A 19,017-nucleotide genomic window follows, 5' to 3' on the forward strand; every position below is an offset into this window, starting at 1 on the left:
AACCTCTTTATTTTTTAGTAGCTGACATGGCAGCTTCTTTGTCTTTAAACTCTTTATATTTTGCATCGTTTTTCACTGAAAGGTAAAGACCTTTAAGTAAAGTAACAACTTCAATATTATTGCCGTCATACAAATACCACTGTTCAGCGTAAGGAAGTGAGGCTGCTAATCTCGCTCTTCTTGCTTCGATAATTTTGTTGGCCAGTTCAGTTTTTCCCGCTTTTCTTGCAGCATTATAATCATCAATCGCCTTTGCATCATCACCCATTGTGGTAAACGTAAGGTTTTGATGTGCCTGAATGAAATCTGGTTTAAGCTCTACCGCTTTTTTGTAAGAAGCCAATGCTTCTGCTGCAGTTGCAGGATCTTTACTTTGCAAAACACCAAGATTATACCAGTTATTGGCATCATTCGGATTTTTCGCCAGCTGTGCTTTCAGATTGTTTACAAATTCATTTGTTTTCCCCGCTTTATAATAAGCTGTTCCCTGTAATTCTGCTAATTTAGCATTACTTGGGAATTTTTTCAAACCTTTATCAATAAGTGCTAAAGCATCATCTGGTCGGTCAGCATCTAGAAGTAAAGCTGCTGTAGTTTCGTATAATTCCTGCTCCATACTTTTAGACGTTTCCACCTTAAAATCAGTATAGTCTGCAGTTGCGCCCATTTTCTTGTAGAGATCCCAAGTCGCTTTCTCTAAATTTTCTACTTCGCCAGATTTTTTATTTTTAGCAGTATAGGTTGTTTCAACACCTGTATAATTGGAGTTGATCAAATTTGTATACACTTCTGTCGCTTCCTTTTTCATATCCCCCAAAGCGTAGGTAAGGCCTGCGTAATAAAGATATTTCTTATTGTCCTGACCTGCTGCGCTCAATAAGTCATAGACTTCTTTGAATTTTGGAGCAGCAACTGTATATTTTTTCTCGTTATACGCAGCTAATGCTGCTTTATTTGCCGCTTCAATAACCGGGTTGATTGAAGTTCCAAGTTTTCCCATCAAAGTAGGCACGTAAGTTTCTTCTTTTAAACCTTGAACTCCAGATTCATCTGCTGCTGTTTTACCAACATAGTATACTTTGTTTTTGGAAGAATCTTTACCAACATAAATTTTATTTTTGGCAAGATCATTAATTTTTGCAAGGTAGGTTGCGCCTTCTGCTGTTTTACCAGCTTTCAAGAGCGATAATCCTTTTGCATAATAATACTGCTCTAAAAGTGCAGGTTCCAAAAGATATGTTTTAGTTCCCATCGCACTTTCGGCCTGCGCAAGTTGTGACGTTGTCGTGGCGATATCACCGGCGTCGATGGCTTTTACTGCGGCTGCAATTTCTTTTTTCTGTGCAAATGTGAACACAGCTGTAAGCATTGCGGCGCTTAAAAATATTTTTTTCATTTGATTTTATTTAAAAATTGTTAGCTTTATTATTCTGGAGATTCATCTTCTGAATCGTTCTCTATTTCAGGATTTTCACTTAGTTCTGCTTCTTCATCTTCAATTTTTTGAAGCACTTCAGGATCACCAATATTGGTAAATGCATTATTACCGGTTTGCTCCTGATCACTAAAGTCTGGATGGTCAGAATCTACATGTTCGGTAGGAAGTTCAGTAAGTTCTTCATCGATCACCTCTACAACTTCTTTATCCATTTCCACTTTTGCAATGGCTGCGATTTCATCATTCTTTTTAAGGTTGATTACTTTCACACCTTGCGTATTTCTACCCATGATTCGCATTTCGTCCATTCCCATTCTGATGGCTACGCCTGATTTATTGATGATCATTAAACCATCATCATCAGTCACCATCTGAATTGCGATAAGATCGCCCGTTTTTTCGGTAATATTTAAGGTAATAACTCCTTTTCCACCACGGTTTGTCACCCGATAATCTTCTACTGCCGTACGCTTTCCGTATCCTCTTTCAGATACCACTAAAACGGACTCATTTTGCACATCGTCCACAACAATCATTCCAATAACTTCGTCGCCTTTATCGAGCGTAATCCCACGAACACCGATCGATCCACGTCCCACAGCTCTCGCTTTTTCCTCTGGGAAACGGATACATTTACCTTTTCGTGTCGCAATCATAATTTCAGAAGTTCCGTTGGTTAATCGTGCACCCAACAGCTGGTCATTGTCTCTAATTTCAATCGCATTTACGCCATTTGTTCTGGGACGGGAATAAGCTTCCAATGAAGTTTTCTTGATGGTTCCGTTTTTGGTAATCATCACCACATTCATTTTATTGATATATTCCTGATCCTTTAAATCATTGGTTCTGATGTAAGCTTTGATTTTATCATCCGGCTCAATATTAATTAAATTCTGAACCGCTCTACCTTTGGATATTTTAGAACCTTCTGGAATTTCAAATACCCTTAACCAGAAACATTTTCCTTTTTCAGTAAAGAACAACATATACTGGTGATTGGTCGCTGCTACGATATACTCCAAGAAATCTTCATCTCTCGTTGTCGCTGCACGGTTTCCGACACCACCTCTACTTTGAACTTTATATTCTGAAAGGGACGTTCTTTTTATATAACCTGCATGAGAAATAGTAAGCACTACTTTTTCATCTGGAATTAAATCTTCGATAGACATTTCGCCACCTGAGTAATCTATTTCCGTACGTCTTTCGTCCCCATACTTTTCTTTCATGTCTAACATTTCATCTCTGATAATCTGATATCTTCTTGGCTCGTTGGCTAAGATATCTTCTAAATCATTAATCAATGCCATGATCTCGTCATATTCCGCGCGGATTTTGTCGAGTTCCATTCCGGTCAATCGAGCCAATCTCAAATCTAAGATTGCTTGTGCCTGAATATCTGAAAGTTCGAATTCTGCCATCAATCCTTCCTTCGCTTCGGCAGGATTTGCGCTGTGACGAATAATCGCAATCGCTTTATCAAGAGAATCCTGGGTTCCGATCACTTTCATGAAACCTTCAAGAATATGTGCTCTTTCTCTGGCTTTTCTTAAATCATATTTTGTTCTGCGAACAACTACTTCATGGCGGTGTTCTACAAAATGATGAATAATATCCTTTACATTCAACTGGACCGGACGGCCTTTTACCAAGGCAATATTATTAACGCTGAACGAAGTCTGCAATGCCGTATATTTATAAAGCATATTTAGAACAACATTCGGGATTGCATCGTGTTTCAATTCATAAACCACACGCATTCCCTGTCTGTCAGATTCATCGCGAATCTCGTAAATACCCGGGATTTTTTCGTCTTTAACGAGTTCCGCAGTTCTGGCAATCATATCTGCCTTATTCACCTGATAAGGAATTTCCGTAACGATGATGGCATTTCTGTTTCCAATTTCTTCGAAACCTACTTTTGCACGCAACACGATTCTTCCTCTACCGGTATGAAGTGCATCACGAACACCGTCGTACCCATAAATAATACCACCTGTCGGGAAATCGGGTGCGATAATGTGTTTCATCAATTCATCAATCGTAATTTCACGATCGTCGATGTAAGCACAAATGGCGTCAATTGATTCTGAAAGATTGTGCGGCGCCATATTGGTCGCCATTCCTACTGCAATCCCCGAAGTACCATTGACCAAAAGGTTAGGGATTTTCGTTGGCATTACAGAAGGTTCCGTCATGGAATCATCAAAGTTATTTTGAAAGTCAACGGTATCTTTATCAAGATCTGCTAAAATTTCATCTGAAATCTTTTTCATTCTTGCTTCCGTATAACGCATTGCTGCGGGCGGATCGCCATCTACAGACCCAAAGTTACCTTGTCCGTCTACCAATTGATAACGCAAACTCCAAGGTTGCGCCATTCTTACCATGGCATCGTAAACGGAGGTATCACCGTGTGGGTGATACTTACCAAGAACATCACCTACAATTCTGGCTGATTTTAAATGTTTTCTGTTTGAAAAAACGTTGAGACCGTACATCCCGTAAAGAACTCGTCTGTGTACGGGTTTTAAGCCATCTCTTACATCGGGTAACGCTCTGGAAACAATTACCGACATCGAATAATCGATGTAAGAGGATTTCATTTCATCAACAATGTTGATAGGAATTAACCTTTCTCCTTCTTTATGCATAATATTTTAATAAAATGAAAATCAAGCGGTTATACTGATGCTTGAACTTTCTCAAAATTCTAATTTTAATAACGTGCTAAATTACGAAAAAAATCCCGAATTTTGTGCGAAACAGAACGCTCTGAATCATAAAAAAAGTTAAAAATATGAGTCTCCTAAGCATTACTTTCCACACCACAGCCGACATTCAGAATGACTGGGGAATTTACCTCGGTACAGAGCTGCACCAAATGATTGAAAATCTGATGGAAGTAGAAAAATATATTCTGTCTGAAGTTGAAAGCGATCTAGTTTCCGAAGGTCAAAATACCAACCTTCTCCTAATTTTCGAAAATGCGGAAAAGCGCGATGATTTTGTAGAAATTGAACTCACCAATATTACTGAAATCGTGAAACAGAAATTTGGGGTAAATGTCATGGTTTTCGTTACTTATCTAAATCCCAGAAGATCTCGACTTTAATTTAAATCACCTCCAAAAACGCCATGGTGTCTACATGGTCTGCATACGTAGACAAGGCAGGATTTTGCGCTTCGCCAAAATAGATTGAATCCAAACCTAATTCAGATTTCGCAACGATCGCCTGAATATTCTGGTCGTTTTCAGCAATGAAACTTTCGACCTCTCCCAGGTTTTTATACCGTGTAAAATTTAAGACTGATAAAGGGGAAAATAAATCTGCATCTTCCTTCAGCATTACAAAATTATTATCCCAGAATCTTTCCTGATTAAGCAAATAAATTGCACGGTTATATTCGTAATTATTAGCGTATTTGTGATGATTGATTACATTTTTAAAAGCGATGAAACTTTCAAACAGACGGTCTATCAAAAAGTCCTCGGGAATAAAAAGACGGGTTACATTCCGACAACCCAAACCATAATACCGGAAAATATCTTGCGCCAAAAGTGCAAGTTCTTCTGGAGTTTCATCTCCTTTTAATACAGCAATTGATGTTCTGTTTTTTCTGATGATACTTAAAGAATCTTTAAAATAATAGTCCAGATAGCGCGCGGTATTATTGCTTCCTGTGGCAATTACAGCATCGAAATCCTGAAGTCTTTCCACGAATTCGAACGATACATTTTCCTCTGAAAATAAATTCCATTTGTTGAGAAGAAACGGAAGCATTGTTTTATCTTTTGAAGACAATTTTATAAGCGGAATGTGCTGGCTTAGAATTACCGAAATCACATCATGCAAGCCTACTAAAGGAATGTTTCCCGCCAAAATCAATCCTACTTTCTTCGGGTTTTTGGAGGGTTCGTATACAGACAGCCAATTTTTTATATTTTCTTCCTGCAATAAATTCGCCCACTGCGTTAGGGCAAACTTTTGATTTTCAGCCGTAAACCAGGGATTTTCATTTTCCGATTTCCTCAAAACCGAAGAAAATTCTTCATCAATTTCGGTATAATTTTCAGGATTCTTTTCTAAAAAATCAGTAATATACCTGCTTAATTTACAAAGGCCTGAAATTTGTTTTTCTAACTTCATTCTATGGGAAAATTGGGGGATTTTTAGTAATTTTGTGCAAATTTAAATAAATAAAGTAGCAATGGCTATTAAAATAACAGACGAATGTATCAATTGTGGCGCTTGTGAACCGGAATGTCCGAACAACGCTATATATGAAGGTGCCGTAGATTGGAAAGCTTCCGATGGAACGGCCTTAAAAGGAAAAGTAGTCATGAAATCCGGATTAACCGTTGACGCTGATGCGCCACAGGAACCGGTAAGTGATGACATCTATTTCATAGTGACTGATAAATGTACAGAGTGTATGGGCTTTCATGAAGAACCTCAGTGTGCTGCCGTTTGCCCGGTAGACTGCTGTATTCCAGATGAAGATCATGTAGAATCTGAAGAAAGTTTGCTGGAGAAAAAAGCGTTTCTTCACGGCGAATAAGAATACAATGCCGCTCCGTAAAGGGCGGTTTTTGTCTTTATTTACGTAATGTTTTCAGACCTTAAAATTTTTTAATTAACATCATTATCATGAGTAAAAAACACAATTTCAGTGCAGGTCCCTGCATTTTACCTCAAGAAGTTTTCGAAAAATCGGCCGAAGCGATTCTAGATTTTAACGGCATCGGTCTTTCTCTGTTGGAAATATCGCACCGCAGCAAAGATTTTGTAGCGGTAATGGACGAAGCTCGTGCTATTGTGAAAAGATTAATGAAGTTGGGCGATGATTATGAAGTTCTTTATCTTGGCGGCGGCGCAAGTTTGCAGTTTGTCATGGTTCCGTTCAATTTGATGAAATTGGAGAATGGGAAAGCAGCATATCTCGACACCGGAACATGGGCTGCAGGCGCGATTAAAGAAGGAAAAAAACTGGGAACCGTAGATGTTGTAGGTTCTTCGAAAGAGAAAAACTACTCCTATATTCCAAAAGATTACAACGTAGGAAGTGAATATGATTATTTCCACTGCACGTCTAACAATACCATTTACGGAACACAAATGAAAGCGTTTCCAAAAGTGGATACTTTGTTGGTTTGTGATATGAGCTCTGATATATTTTCAAGAGAAATAGACTTTTCTCAGTTCGATGTGATTTACGCTGGAGCCCAAAAAAATATGGGTCCCGCAGGAACAACTTTAGTGGTTGTAAAAAAAGAAATATTAGGTAAAACAGGCCGAGATATTCCTTCTTATCTGGACTATTCATTACAGATTGCAAAAGAATCAATGTTTAATACTCCACCGGTTTTTCCTATCTATGCATCTCTTTTGACGTTGCAACATCTGGAAAATAATGGAGGAATTGCAGCCGCGGAAAAAAGAAATAACGCGAAAGCCGAATTGCTATATTCTGAAATTGACCGCAACCCTTTATTTGAAACATTTTGTGTGGAGGAAGACCGATCTATAATGAATGTTTCATTTAAATTAGTGGATGATTCCAAAAAAGAGGAGTTTGACAATGCGTGGAAAAATGCAGGAATTAACGGCTTAAATGGCCACCGCAGTTTGGGTGGTTACCGCGCCAGTATGTATAACGCGTTGCCCATTGAGAGTGTTCAGGTTTTAGTTGACGTAATGAAAAATTTAAAATAAGATGATAGTTCTTGCAAACGACGGAATATCAAAAGCTGGTGAAGAAGCACTTCAGGAAGCTGGCATTGAACTCTTGGAAGCAAAAGTTTCCCAAGAACAGTTAGCCAATTTTATAAATGAAAATAAAGTTGATGTTTTATTGGTGAGAAGCGCTACAAAAGTTCGTCAGGATCTGATCGACGAATGCCCTTCTTTAAAAATTATTGGGCGCGGCGGTGTTGGTATGGACAATATCGACGTTGAATATGCCATCGAAAAAGGCTTATATGTAATTAACACACCGAAAGCATCTTCACGTTCAGTGGCAGAAATGGTCTTTGCTCACTTTTTTGCTTTAGCAAGATTTCTCCACGAATCTAACAGGTTAATGCCGCTAGAAGGCGAATCACACTTCAAGGCTTTGAAGAAATCTTTCTCCAGCGCCATTGAATTACAGGGAAAAAATTTAGGAGTGATTGGCTTCGGAGGAATCGGCCAGGAAGTGGTAAAGATGGGAATTTCTTTAGGGATGAAAGTAAAAGTACTGACCAGAAATCCCAAAACAGAAACACTCTTTTTAGAATATTTCGACGGACAAAAGATGCAGTTTGAAATTACTTCGGAAACAGATATGAACAATTTTCTGCAGGATTTAAACTTCCTAAGTATCAATACACCAGCAACTGAAAATTATATTATTGATAAGGAACAGTTCGAGAAAATGAAAGATGGAATCTACATTGTAAACACAGCCCGTGGCGGTGTAATTAATGAAGTTTCAATGTTGAATTTTATTGAGTCGGGTAAAATCGCGGGAGCAGCTTTAGATGTTTTCGAAAGTGAACCAGCTCCCGAATTGGCATTATTGATGAATCCAAATCTTTCATTAACCCCACATTTGGGTGGAAATACCCTCGATGCGCAGGAGAAAATTGGCCGGGAACTGGCAGAACAAATTATTGAGATTAAAAAGAAACTCCATTTAACGAATGCCAATATTTAAACCTTTTCGGGGAATTCGTCCGAGTGAAGATTACGTAGATATATTTCCGACGCATCCTCTCGACAATTTCTCACAAGATGAAATTAACAAAAAAGCACAGCTGGATTCCTCCTATATCCAGATGGTAAAACCTTTTGTGGTGAGCAAATCAAAAGATGTAGACCGTAATTTGCGAAAAATACGTACCAATTTTGAGGAACTCTTAGCCGACCGAAAACTGATTCAGGATAATTCTTCCTATTATTTATACGAGCAGATACTTCCAAATAAATCAATTTTCAGAGGTTTAATGGGTCTTGTAAGTGTAGAAGATTTCTGGAATGGAAATATTAAGAAACACGAATCTACCCTAACGCATCGCAAAGAGAACCTGGCTTATTATTTAGATAAAGTGAATGTTCAGGCAGAACCAGTGTTGCTGACATACATGGCAAATCCCAAGGTAGAATTGCTGATGAATCACGAAGAAAAGAACGTTCCTATTCTCAATTATACAGACGAAAACGGTACCCGACATAAAATATGGCGTATTGATAACCGCCTCAGAATGCAACAATTTAAAGAAGTTCTGGAGCAAATTGATTCATTTTATATTGCCGACGGTCACCATCGTATTGGTTCCGCGGCACTTCATGCAAAAAACCAGAAAACCAAAAATAAGAAACACAACGGAACGGAACTCTACAATTATGTTTATAGTTTTATTGTATCCAACCAATCTATTAAAATTCACGATTACAACAGACTTTTAGAAGATCTCAATGGGTTGAAACCGAAAGATTTTTTAAAGAAAATAGAAAAAAACTTTCAGATTCACGAGAAAGGGGAACAGCCGTATTTTCCTTCCCAGAAGTTTCATATTTCCATGTATTTGGATGGTAAATTTTATTCGCTTCATGTAAAACATGAACTTAGAAAGCAGCAGAGTGAAATGAATGATCTAGATCATCTTCTGCTCGAAAATTACATCATTAAAGATATATTGGGAATCGATGATCCTAAAACCACTGAAAAAATCACTTATATCAAAGGAAATTCAAGTATCGACGGTATTAATACGATCAAAGAAAGTGTAGATTCAGGCAAATTTAAAGTAGGATTTGGTATTTATCCTGTCAGCTTTAATGACCTTATTAAAGTTTCTGATAACAAGACGGTCATGCCACCAAAATGTACTTATATTGAACCAAAACTCGTCACTGCTTTATTGATGTACGATATGAAACAGTAATATCTGCTTATTGTAATTATTTTTTTTTAAATTTGAGTGATCAATATAAAAAAAATGAAATACTCTTTTATAAAAATACTTCCGCTCTTTCTGGGCGGATTTTTATTTGCCCAAAAAGACGCTGATTCTATTCAATTCAAAAATATTTCTGATGAGATGTTGGTGAACGGAACTGCTTATGAAAACCTACGCGATTTAACGCAAAACATCGGACACCGATTAAGTGGCTCTGCTGCTTATGAAAAATCCGTTGACTGGGCAGTTTTAAAATTGAAAGAAGCGGGCGCCGATAAAGTCTGGAAAGAAGAAGTCATAGTTCCAGTTTGGGAACGCGGCAGAGAATCTCTTCAGATAAAAGACGGAAATGGAAAGTGGAAATCTTTAAAAATGCTTTCCTTAGGAAATTCTGAAGGGACAAAAGGAAAAGACGTAGAAGCCGAAATTGTGTTTGTAAAAAATAAAGAAGATTTCGATAAACTTCCAGATGCTGCCGTAAAAGGGAAAATTATATTCTTTAATTATCCATTTAATCAAAAATTTATTATGACAGGACAGGCATATGGAGATGCGAATATTTACCGACGTGCGACTGCTTCCTGGGCTGGTAAAAGAGGAGCCAAAGCGGTGATCATTCGGTCGCTTTCTTCTGCTTTTGATGACGTTCCGCATACAGGAATGATGCGGTACGCAGAAGATGATCAGGTTAAAATTCCGGCTGTTGCCATCGGACCGAAAAGTGCTGATGAATTAGAAAAAACTTTAAAAACTCAAAAAGTATTTGCGAAATTAAATTCCAACGCGACCATGAAAGGTGAGAAACTTTCGCACTCTGTGATCGGCGAAATTACCGGAAATAAAGACAAAAGTGTCATCGTTGTGGGTGGGCATTTAGATTCCTGGGACGTTGGCGACGGTGCCCAAGATGACGGTGCCGGAATTGTGCAAAGTATTGAAGTATTAAGAACCTTTAAAAAACTCGGCATTAAAAATAATCATACCATTCGCGTCGTTTGTTTTGCCAATGAAGAAAACGGAGTGAAAGGTGGAAATCAGTATGCCGAAAATATTAAGAAAAATAATGAGAAGCATCTTTTCGCCATTGAAAGTGATGGCGGAGGTTTTACGCCGCGGGGAATCGGTTTGGTAATGAGCCCGGAAAAACGTCAGCAAATTCAATCCTGGAGAACTCTTTTCTTGCCATATGGCGTTTATAATTTTGAAATCCAGTATGCGGGAACCGATATAGAACCGATGGAACCTTTGGGTGTTCCTTTGGCCGAACTTATTCCTGATTCTCAGAGATATTTTGATATTCACCATTCCGAGGAAGATACTTTTGATAAAGTAAACCGTCGGGAATTGTTGCTGGGTGCAGTTGCAATGGGACAATTAATCTACATGGTCGATAAAAACTGGTAATGAAAAAACCACCAATTCATCGCAGTTTTGGGAATGCTCTAAAAGGTATTTTCTGGATTCTGCGAAATGAACGAAATTTTCAGATTGAACTTCTTGCATTGTTAGCCAATGTGGTGCTCATCTTTTACTTTAAAGTCAATGGTATGGACGCAGCAATCATTATTATCGTTTGTTTTGCCGTGCTTAGCCTGGAAATGCTCAATACGTGTGTGGAAAAGATTTGCGACCTTATTCAGCCGGATTTCGACAGTCGCATTAAAGTGATCAAAGATGTTGCAGCTGGTTCGGTTTTTATCATGGTGATTGCGGCAGTGATCATCGGACTATTAATTTATCCTAAATACTTGTACTAAAGACACTTTCATCAAAAGAACTCTTCGCAGCCTGATAACCAATCTCGAAAATTTCGTCCAGACGGTGTGCTTTCCTTTCAAAAGTCCCGTACTGCGCTAACTTTTGCGACGTAATAAACCAATCACAATAAGAGAATTTATAAATTTCCGTACGGTGTGATAACAGTTCGTAGGCTCGCGACGTAATTGATTTGATAGAGTGAAGATCACTTAATTCTACGTTTTGCGGAGGCGACACATAGACGCCAACGAGCTGCTTGCAGTCATGCGTAAGAATATCTGCAGGGAAATTATTTAAAACGCCACCATCGCTATACATTTCATTGCCAACAACATATGGTGTTGTAATTCCGGGAATTGAGCAGGAAGCAATAATCGCATCGACTACTTTATCGGTTGGAGAAAATATTTTTTGTTTCCCCGAAACCAGTTCTGTTGCAATAATCTTGATTTCTTTATTTAAATCTCCAAGGACCATTTCGCCGAAAATCGGATTAAGATACGTGGAGAAAATAAGCGAGGAAACAAGGCCAGGTTTATTAAACGTGAAATGCCGCCAGTTAAAAAAATAGACGGATTTAAAAAAATCAAGAATCTCCTCAGGATTTTTTCCCACGACATAAAGTGCTCCGACAATAGAGCCAGCACTGCAACAAGCCACTACATCTGGAGAAATTTCTTTCTCTGCCAGAAATTTTAAAACTCCAGCATGCGCCACGCCTTTCGTTCCGCCACCGGAAAGAACCAATCCCAGACTGTATTTTTCCATATCTTAAGTTTTTCAAAATTACGAAACAGCACTTAAATCTCTTCTTTTTCAACCAGTTTATTGATATGCTACCCTTTTCATGTTATCAATTTATAGCTGCATTCTTCGTAGGAATTTTTTGCTGCCTCATATCCAATTTGGAAAATCTCTTCTAACCGGCTCGATTTCCGTTCGAAAATGCCATACTTTGAGAGTTTTTGAGGGCTGATGAACCAATCACAATAAGAAAATTTATACATTTCAATTCGGTGCGAAAGCAGTTCGTAAGCGCGCGTGGTGATTGCTTTGATAGAGTTTAATTCAGACACTTCTACTTTATGAGACGGCGAGACATAAACTCCTATTAATTTCTTGCAGTCGTGGTAAATAATATCAGCCGGAAAATTATCTGAAACGCCACCATCGCTGTACATTTCATTCCCGATGACATACGGTGTGATAATTCCGGGAATGGAACAGGATGCGATCACCGCATCTACAATCTTATCTTTTTTTTCAAAAATCTTTTGCTTGCCTGAAACCAATTCCGTCGCTACAATTTTTACTTTTATTGGCAGATGGCCGAGCGTCATGTCCGCGAAAATGGGTAGTAAATAGTTGGCAAAAATCTCTGATGAAATGAGGCCCGGTTTATTAAAAGTAAAATGCCACCAATTAAAAAAGTACACCGACTTGAAAAAATCAAGAATTTCTTCTGGAGTTTTACCGACCGCATAAAGTGTTCCCACAATTGAACCTGCACTGCAACAGGCCAAAATATCGGGGCGCAAATTCTGTTCGGAAAGAAACTTGATCACGCCAGCGTGTGCAACACCTTTTGTTCCGCCGCCAGAAAGTACCAACCCAAGCTTGTAACTTTTCATCACTAATAGTATTTAAAACAAAAAAACCGCAATAAAATGTTGCGGTTTAGTATTTAAGATGGGATTGCAGAACTCTATTTTAGAAGATATTCCTGCATAAACTTAATAACCGCCAATCTTTGAAAATCTACATTTTCCTTCTTTCGGAAACCGTGCCCTTCATTCTTCGCTTCTAAATACCAAACTGTATTTCCTTGTGCCTTTAATTTATCACGCATTTGCATGGCTTCAGTTACAGGAACTCGCGGATCATTGGTTCCCTGAATAATAAACATGGGCTTTTTAATTTTATCGGTGTTGTTTAAAGGGGCAATCTTGGTAAAGAATTCACTCATTTTCGGATCGCGTTCATCACCATATTCGGCACGTCGCAGATCACGGCGGTATTCCTCAGTATTTTTTAAAAAAGTATTGAAATCAGAAATACCGACAATATCCACAGAACATTTTATTTTATCTGCATATTCGTAAGCCGTTGCCAAAGTCATAAATCCACCATAACTGCCACCCATTATCATAATTCGATCTTTGTCCAATTCTGGTTGTTTCGCAATCCAATCTAATAAAGCGCCGATATCTTTTACAGAATTCATGCGGTTGAAACCGTTGTCGCTCGCAATATAGGTTTTGCCAAAACCTGAAGAACCACGAACATTTGGATAAATCAAAGCCACGCCCATTTCATTCGTATAATAATTACTCGAACCTAAAGAAGACGCCATAGACTGACCTTCCGGTCCGCCATGAATATTGATGAGAACTGGTCTTTTGCCTGCAAATTTCTTCGAAGCCGGATAATAGAATCCAGAGATTTTCATCTTGTCAAAACTTTTCCATTCGATGAGTTTTGGTTGCGCCATATCGCTTTTCTGCATTTCTCCCTGTTCGCTGTCCGTCCATCTTTCAATATTTTTGGTTGCTAAATCCAAACGATAAATATCCGATGAAGAATCATAAGTTGACTGGGTGTAAAAGAGCGATTTTCCGTCATCGGTAAATGCAATATCACTAACGATACCTATCGGCAAACCATTGATTTCATTATATTTTTGAGTTGCGGTATCCATCAAATATAATTTGATTAGACCTCCTTCATTGGTTGAAAAAGCAATTTTAGATTTATCTTTTGACAAAGTATAATTCTCCACCTCCCACGGAATATCGGTCGTGAAATAGGTGATTTTTTTCGTTTTCAAATTGATCATCGCCAATCGATTGAATTCATTATCACGATCAGTTACATAAAATATTTCATCCGAATTTTTTGAAAACTGTGCGCCACCTTGAACTATTTGCTTTTCACTCAGATCGGTGATTGGCTGCAGTTTTTTGGTGTTGACATCGAACAGATACAGATAGGATTCATTCGCAGAAACATATTCGCTGATAATGAGTTTATTTCCGTCTGCTGATATATCGTCAATTGACCAGCCGCCACCTTTCACTTGCAAAACTAATTTGATGTCGTTTGGTTTTAAAGGATTCATGAAATAAATATCCCGATCGCCACCATTTCTTTTGGTGGAGGAAAAGTAAAAACCTGACCCATCTTTTTTCCATTGTATGCCACCGTTTTGGGATCTTCCGCCATCGGTTAGCAATGTAGATTCCATGGATTTTAAATCGAGTTTAAAAAGCTGACCAAATTCATTTCCGCCAATGTCTTTTGAGTAGACCAAAAACTCTCCTTTTGTAGGTTCAAAATCTGCAGAATTTACCGGCTCATCAAAAAAAGTAATTTGTTTTCTGTTTCCTAAAGCGTGCGATAAATGATGCAGTTGATTGGTGGACGCAAATCTGGTGACCATAATCAATTCTTTTCCATTCGGATGAATGGCAGTAAAGTAAGCACCTCTGCTTTCCGTATATTTTTTAATATTATCGTTTAAACTTTTCGGAATTGCCGGAATATTTTCTACGATTAAATTCTCGTTCGGAACTACATTATCATTTTTGGTTTGGGCAAATAAAGAAGTTCCGGAGAAGAGCAAAATCGGGAATAAATATTTCATTTTCATGGATCATAATTTGATGTTAAGATAGAACTATTTGGGAATAAAAACCACAAGTTTAAAATTTGATTTAACTGTAATTTCTAAAGCAAGAAAACCTAACGCAACTCGAGCTAAAAATTTAAAGACTTTTTAAAAGACCGATTACATAATAACAATGAAAAATTGTGGTGACTATTCAAAAAAAACCGTTGTACTAGTACAACGGTTTATAAATGAAATGTTTGAAAACTTATTTAGGCATCACTACTGTATCGATTGCATGGATTACTCCATTAGAAGCTGGTACATCAGCCATAACAACTGTCGCTGTGCCGCCTTTTGCATCGGTTAACATTACTTTATCACCTGTCAGACTTAAATCGATTTTCTCGCCCTGAACAGTGGTAACGGTGTATTTTCCGTTGTTTTTGTTTATTGCGTCAATTACTGCGGCCGCGTCAAATTTACCTGACACCACATGGTACGTCAAAACTGATTTCAGTTTGTCAAGATTTTCCGGTTTCAGTAAACCATCCACAGTTCCTGTAGGAAGTTTATCAAATGCAGCGTTGGTAGGTGCAAAGACAGTGAAAGGCCCTGCTCCACTTAACGTTTCAACTAATCCGGCAGCTTTTACTGCAGTTACCAGTGTTGAGAAATCTGGATTTGAAGAAGCAACTTCTACAATGTTTTGAGCATCAACTGCCGCTGTGGAATCCATTGCTGTAGAATCCACTGTTGCTGTTGTAGCATCAGTCATGTCGGTAGATTCTACTTTTTTTTCACAAGAAGTTGCGATTGCTCCTACAACTAAAAAGGCACCAATTGTTTTTACGAATTTCATAATCAATATTTTAGGTTAAATTAAGGTAGTCGAAGATAGAGATAAACATGATTTGTTCAATATAGTTACCGATAATTTTTAACGATGACTGTAAATGTTAAAATAATCTCAGTTGATCCCCCACTTAATTGACGTTTCTATAAAATGTGCATCAATAGTAGGCGATTCGCTGTAATTGTTTCAAAATAGGTGGCAATGAAAATCAAAGAATTTCATAGTTTTGTGTTTTTAGTTTACACAAACGTACCGTACTTTCTATATTTTTTTTAAAGGTAAATTATTGAAGTACTGCATGTTGGTGAGAGACAATAATTAGAAATTCGCTCCATGAAAGAAATTTTTTTTACAATGGAAAAGCATGTCGAATGTCTTTGAAGAAGAATACTACGGTTTTGCCAGTAGACTTATTTGAGTGACCTGCATCGAAATAATTTTCCATATTTTATCTGCCTTTTGAAAAACAGCGGTAATATACTTCTGATCGATATTACCTTTTTTTACAATACCTCCAGGAATGGTATAGTCACTTTTTGCGGTTAATTCTTCTTTAATATGAGCGACTGCTGAACTTTCGTTGATCAATTTAGTGTCGATCAATTCATATTTAACAGAAGTTGGTTTGATGCAACAGTCATTAATTTGGGAAAACTTAGCGCTAATATTTTCTTTCCCTTTCCAGTACATTCCGAGGAAATTAATCAATGTTGCATCATCACTGAAAGCCTCTGAAAATGCTTTCATATCATTTTTATTCCAGTCGGCTTCCTGTTTTTGGATAATCTGTTTCAAAGAGTCATCGGAGGCCTGTCCATTTATTCCGCTATAGCTTATTAAAGCCAAGAATAATAGAAGTATTTTTTTCATCTGAAAACTTTTAGTTTACACGAATGGACAATATGTTGATTTTAAATAAATATAATTTTAACATTAAATGATTGGGAGACAATGTGTTGATGAGTAAAACGGATTAAAAAATCCGCGCTATCGGAATTTAATTTAGAAAATACTGTCTACAGTTTTGTGTCATTAATCAATACTTAAAGGCGGCCCGACCACTTCCATTTCGTTATCGGCAAAAACTTTTGCCATTTCCTCTCTACTGGGTTCGTGATTTAAAGCTGCTATCGTCAGAAAAAAATTCTCCATTTTACCTGCGGGTTGAAATATCACATTCATTTTCCCTTTTTCCGACACTTGTGTCCAGGCATGTGGGACTTTGCGCGGTAAAAAAATGTTGTCACCCGAGGTTAAAAAATAGTGATCGCTGCCCACCTGAAATTTATAAGATCCTTCGATCACATAAAATACTTCGTCCTGGAAATGGTGAATGTGCAAAGGCGTGCCCTTGCCTTGTGATATAGATGTTTGTTCAAATATAGCTAAGCCTCCATCTGTATCACTACCTGGAATTTTCAAATCTAGAATGTTTGCATTAACACCTTTTAGTTTAATATGACCATGAATTCTTCCTTCTCCGGCAGAAACTTTAAATCCTTTGCGATTTCTCGTTGCGAGTTTTTGAAAATTTGAAAATCCGAAAAATGGTACTGCTGCCAGCGTGCAAAGTGAGGCAAGAAAGGTGTTCCGTTTCATGATTTTATACTTTTAATTAATAAAATTATACACATCCGTTAAAAAACAATCCAACTTTAATTTTGAAACCAAGTATTTCTACTAAGACCAAACGAAGTTAAAATAAATATTTTGTCTTTATGAATTAAAATGCAACTAATTGCTGGTAAAGTAATGATCTGATTTCACAGTCAACCAAACCCGAGCGGTCACCATCTAAAATTTTTCTCAAGGAGATTTGATCTTTATAAGTAGTAGGAAATTCGTCGAAAGGCGGATGATTTTCGGACATAAAATCGATATTTTTTTATAAAGAAATTGGTGCGTAAACAACAAAATTTTGATTTAAAATTTATGCAGCTGAGTTGGAATCTTCCCTGGATGTTCTTTTTTGCCAGGGAAATTTTCCTTCAATTTCAACCTGAATGGAAAGACTTAAAAATGTTCGGATCAGGACGATAATCGCTAAAATAACCACCCGTTCTAAAGTAGGATCTGTAACGACCGTGGCAATAATATCACCCGCCACGAGGATTTCCAGACCCAGGAGAATGGCTTTGCCCAGTTCCTGACGTAAAATCTTGTAAGAGCGTGGCGAAACGCTTTGCGCATTGAAAAGAAACTGACCAATTGCGTTAAGGGTTCCGAAGACGATGGTAATAATGCCTAAAATTTCTAAAGCACGCGCGCTGTATTCAATGTAGTTTCGGATTTCTTCCATAATTTATGTTTTAAGATAAATTTAGGGAAAAAACCGGTAAAATTTTATTTTTTGATTTTCAATTTCGATTTCAGGGGATTTTACTGTTTGGAATCAGCAGCAATAAATGCAGACGGTAAACTAAAGCGACAAAAAATAGAAAAATACCAATACCATCTATTTTTCTTTATTGTCCTATAGTACTCTTCGAATTTGCCTTAAGTATTCATTTCATTGCGATATTCTAGAATTGATGCTAACGGTTGCCTATTTCTGTTGGCGGGGACTTTTTTATAAATGGTCTTTATAAATATAACAAATTGAACAATTAGCAAAAATCTTGATGATAGGAACTTCCAATCCGCTAATAGAATACCGTATGATGTGTAGTATTTTAATTCGGATTGAACTGAATATTGAAATTCTTTAAATAATCCTTTATTGGTTCCATTCCCATTTCTTTTCTTCTTTCGTTCACAGTTTCAGGATTATCTAATTTATACAATTTACCTTTTTCTATTTGTGAACCATATATTTGGGGTTTTCCTTCGTCCATTAAAATCCTATCTTTCATCAATGCGTATTGTTGTTTAGATAAGTCTCCATTTTCAACCGCATTCTCTATTTGTGGAAAATACTTTTTTCTGATTTCTTTAGTACTGTGTTGCAGTCCCAACCAGATTGCATCCATTTGTTTTTGACCCACCTCCTTTAATGTTGGCATACCACACTTTTCAATAATGCTAATCACTAATTCTTGATTCCTATGATCTTCTTTAGCGTATTTGATGAATTCATTTGATTTTCTAATCCTTTGGTCACTTTCTAAAACTTCGCTCAAGATTTGACGTTTTTTGCTGCAATCGACTTCAATAATATCTACTGAACCTACATAGACAAATTTATCCCTATTCATATAAAGGAATATTGATATTATTAAAACAAGAGCGGTTAATGTGCTGAATAATATTTTTTTTATTTTCATATCTATTTTTGGTTAATATTACACATAACGTTTTGCGTATTGGCGATGGTGCGGCTAAAAATACTGACTTTATCTTTTATAAATTAATGTTCGGAAAATCTAAAATATTTAAACTTAAGATTCATCCTCATTATTGCCATTTCGATGTTG

General features: G+C 37.3%; 19 protein-coding genes. 7 read left to right on the forward strand and 12 right to left on the reverse strand.

The features are described from left to right. Nucleotides 1–7: 7 nt before the first annotated feature. Together LC814_RS03915 and gyrA are read right to left on the reverse strand one after the other, a co-directional pair. A complete protein-coding gene (locus tag LC814_RS03915) occupies nt 8–1,396 on the reverse strand; it encodes a tetratricopeptide repeat protein (protein WP_226065055.1) in 1,389 nt (462 codons plus the stop codon). 29 nt (nt 1,397–1,425) lie between these two features. Beyond that, the gene (gyrA, locus tag LC814_RS03920) at nt 1,426–4,092 is read right to left on the reverse strand and encodes a DNA gyrase subunit A (protein WP_226065056.1); all 2,667 of its coding nucleotides are present in this window, start codon (nt 4,090–4,092) and stop codon (nt 1,426–1,428) included. 146 nt (nt 4,093–4,238) lie between these two features. Between gyrA and LC814_RS03925 the strand changes: the two genes are divergently transcribed. Continuing rightward, nucleotides 4,239–4,553 (forward strand): DUF4286 family protein, encoded by a 315-nt coding sequence (locus LC814_RS03925; RefSeq protein WP_226065057.1) that lies wholly within the window; start codon nt 4,239–4,241, stop codon nt 4,551–4,553. Nucleotide 4,554: 1 nt separating this feature from the next. Here LC814_RS03925 and LC814_RS03930 read toward each other — a convergent pair whose 3' ends face one another. Next, complete coding sequence (locus tag LC814_RS03930; RefSeq protein WP_226065058.1) at nt 4,555–5,589, reverse strand: acyl-CoA reductase; 1,035 nt, start codon at nt 5,587–5,589, stop codon at nt 4,555–4,557. Between the two features lie 61 nt (nt 5,590–5,650). Here LC814_RS03930 and LC814_RS03935 point away from each other — a divergent pair, with 61 nt between their 5' ends. From LC814_RS03935 to LC814_RS03960, 6 genes are all read left to right on the forward strand, one after another. Beyond that, entirely contained in the window at nt 5,651–6,001 is a 351-nt protein-coding gene (locus LC814_RS03935) for a 4Fe-4S dicluster domain-containing protein (RefSeq protein ID WP_226065059.1), read from the forward strand. An 89-nt stretch (nt 6,002–6,090) separates the two neighbouring features. After that, the gene (gene serC, locus LC814_RS03940; RefSeq protein ID WP_226065060.1) at nt 6,091–7,155 is read left to right on the forward strand and encodes a 3-phosphoserine/phosphohydroxythreonine transaminase; all 1,065 of its coding nucleotides are present in this window, start codon (nt 6,091–6,093) and stop codon (nt 7,153–7,155) included. A gap of 1 nt (nt 7,156) precedes the next feature. Continuing rightward, nucleotides 7,157–8,137: a D-2-hydroxyacid dehydrogenase gene (locus LC814_RS03945; RefSeq protein ID WP_226065061.1), complete on the forward strand. Its 981-nt coding sequence runs from the start codon at nt 7,157–7,159 to the stop codon at nt 8,135–8,137. After that, a complete protein-coding gene (locus tag LC814_RS03950; RefSeq protein WP_226065062.1) occupies nt 8,124–9,368 on the forward strand; it encodes a DUF1015 domain-containing protein in 1,245 nt (414 codons plus the stop codon). The genes LC814_RS03945 and LC814_RS03950 overlap by 14 nt, the downstream gene beginning before the upstream one ends. Before the next feature lie 54 nt (nt 9,369–9,422). Continuing rightward, on the forward strand, nt 9,423–10,787 hold the full coding sequence (locus tag LC814_RS03955) for a M20/M25/M40 family metallo-hydrolase (RefSeq protein WP_226065063.1): 1,365 nt from the start codon (nt 9,423–9,425) through the stop codon (nt 10,785–10,787). Then, complete coding sequence (locus LC814_RS03960) at nt 10,787–11,140, forward strand: diacylglycerol kinase family protein (RefSeq protein WP_226065064.1); 354 nt, start codon at nt 10,787–10,789, stop codon at nt 11,138–11,140. The genes LC814_RS03955 and LC814_RS03960 overlap by 1 nt, the downstream gene beginning before the upstream one ends. Here LC814_RS03960 and LC814_RS03965 read toward each other — a convergent pair. The 9 genes from LC814_RS03965 to LC814_RS04005 all read right to left on the reverse strand — a co-directional run bounded on the left by LC814_RS03965 (nt 11,124) and on the right by LC814_RS04005 (nt 18,867). Beyond that, the gene (locus LC814_RS03965; RefSeq protein ID WP_226065065.1) at nt 11,124–11,909 is read right to left on the reverse strand and encodes a patatin-like phospholipase family protein; all 786 of its coding nucleotides are present in this window, start codon (nt 11,907–11,909) and stop codon (nt 11,124–11,126) included. The genes LC814_RS03960 and LC814_RS03965 overlap by 17 nt on opposite strands. Before the next feature lie 77 nt (nt 11,910–11,986). Next, nucleotides 11,987–12,772, reverse strand: coding sequence for a patatin-like phospholipase family protein (locus LC814_RS03970; protein ID WP_226065066.1), 786 nt, complete (start codon nt 12,770–12,772; stop codon nt 11,987–11,989). 74 nt (nt 12,773–12,846) lie between these two features. Beyond that, the gene (locus LC814_RS03975) at nt 12,847–14,784 is read right to left on the reverse strand and encodes a S9 family peptidase (RefSeq protein ID WP_226065067.1); all 1,938 of its coding nucleotides are present in this window, start codon (nt 14,782–14,784) and stop codon (nt 12,847–12,849) included. Between the two features lie 232 nt (nt 14,785–15,016). Next, nucleotides 15,017–15,610, reverse strand: a complete 594-nt coding sequence (locus LC814_RS03980) for a fasciclin domain-containing protein (RefSeq protein WP_226065068.1) — start codon at nt 15,608–15,610, stop codon at nt 15,017–15,019. Nucleotides 15,611–15,994: 384 nt separating this feature from the next. Next, nucleotides 15,995–16,474 carry an SgcJ/EcaC family oxidoreductase gene (locus LC814_RS03985; RefSeq protein ID WP_226065069.1) on the reverse strand — a complete coding sequence of 160 codons (480 nt, stop codon included), beginning with the start codon at nt 16,472–16,474 and terminating at the stop codon, nt 15,995–15,997. Between the two features lie 162 nt (nt 16,475–16,636). Then, nucleotides 16,637–17,203: a cupin domain-containing protein gene (locus LC814_RS03990; protein WP_226065070.1), complete on the reverse strand. Its 567-nt coding sequence runs from the start codon at nt 17,201–17,203 to the stop codon at nt 16,637–16,639. Between the two features lie 124 nt (nt 17,204–17,327). Further along, the gene (locus tag LC814_RS03995) at nt 17,328–17,474 is read right to left on the reverse strand and encodes a hypothetical protein (protein ID WP_226065071.1); all 147 of its coding nucleotides are present in this window, start codon (nt 17,472–17,474) and stop codon (nt 17,328–17,330) included. A gap of 60 nt (nt 17,475–17,534) precedes the next feature. After that, on the reverse strand, nt 17,535–17,903 hold the full coding sequence (locus LC814_RS04000) for a DUF1622 domain-containing protein (protein WP_226065072.1): 369 nt from the start codon (nt 17,901–17,903) through the stop codon (nt 17,535–17,537). A gap of 373 nt (nt 17,904–18,276) precedes the next feature. Further along, a complete protein-coding gene (locus LC814_RS04005) occupies nt 18,277–18,867 on the reverse strand; it encodes a DUF6624 domain-containing protein (protein WP_226065073.1) in 591 nt (196 codons plus the stop codon). Nucleotides 18,868–19,017: the final 150 nt, after the last annotated feature.

This window comes from Kaistella polysaccharea (assembly GCF_020410745.1).
Lineage (GTDB): Bacteria > Bacteroidota > Bacteroidia > Flavobacteriales > Weeksellaceae > Kaistella > Kaistella polysaccharea.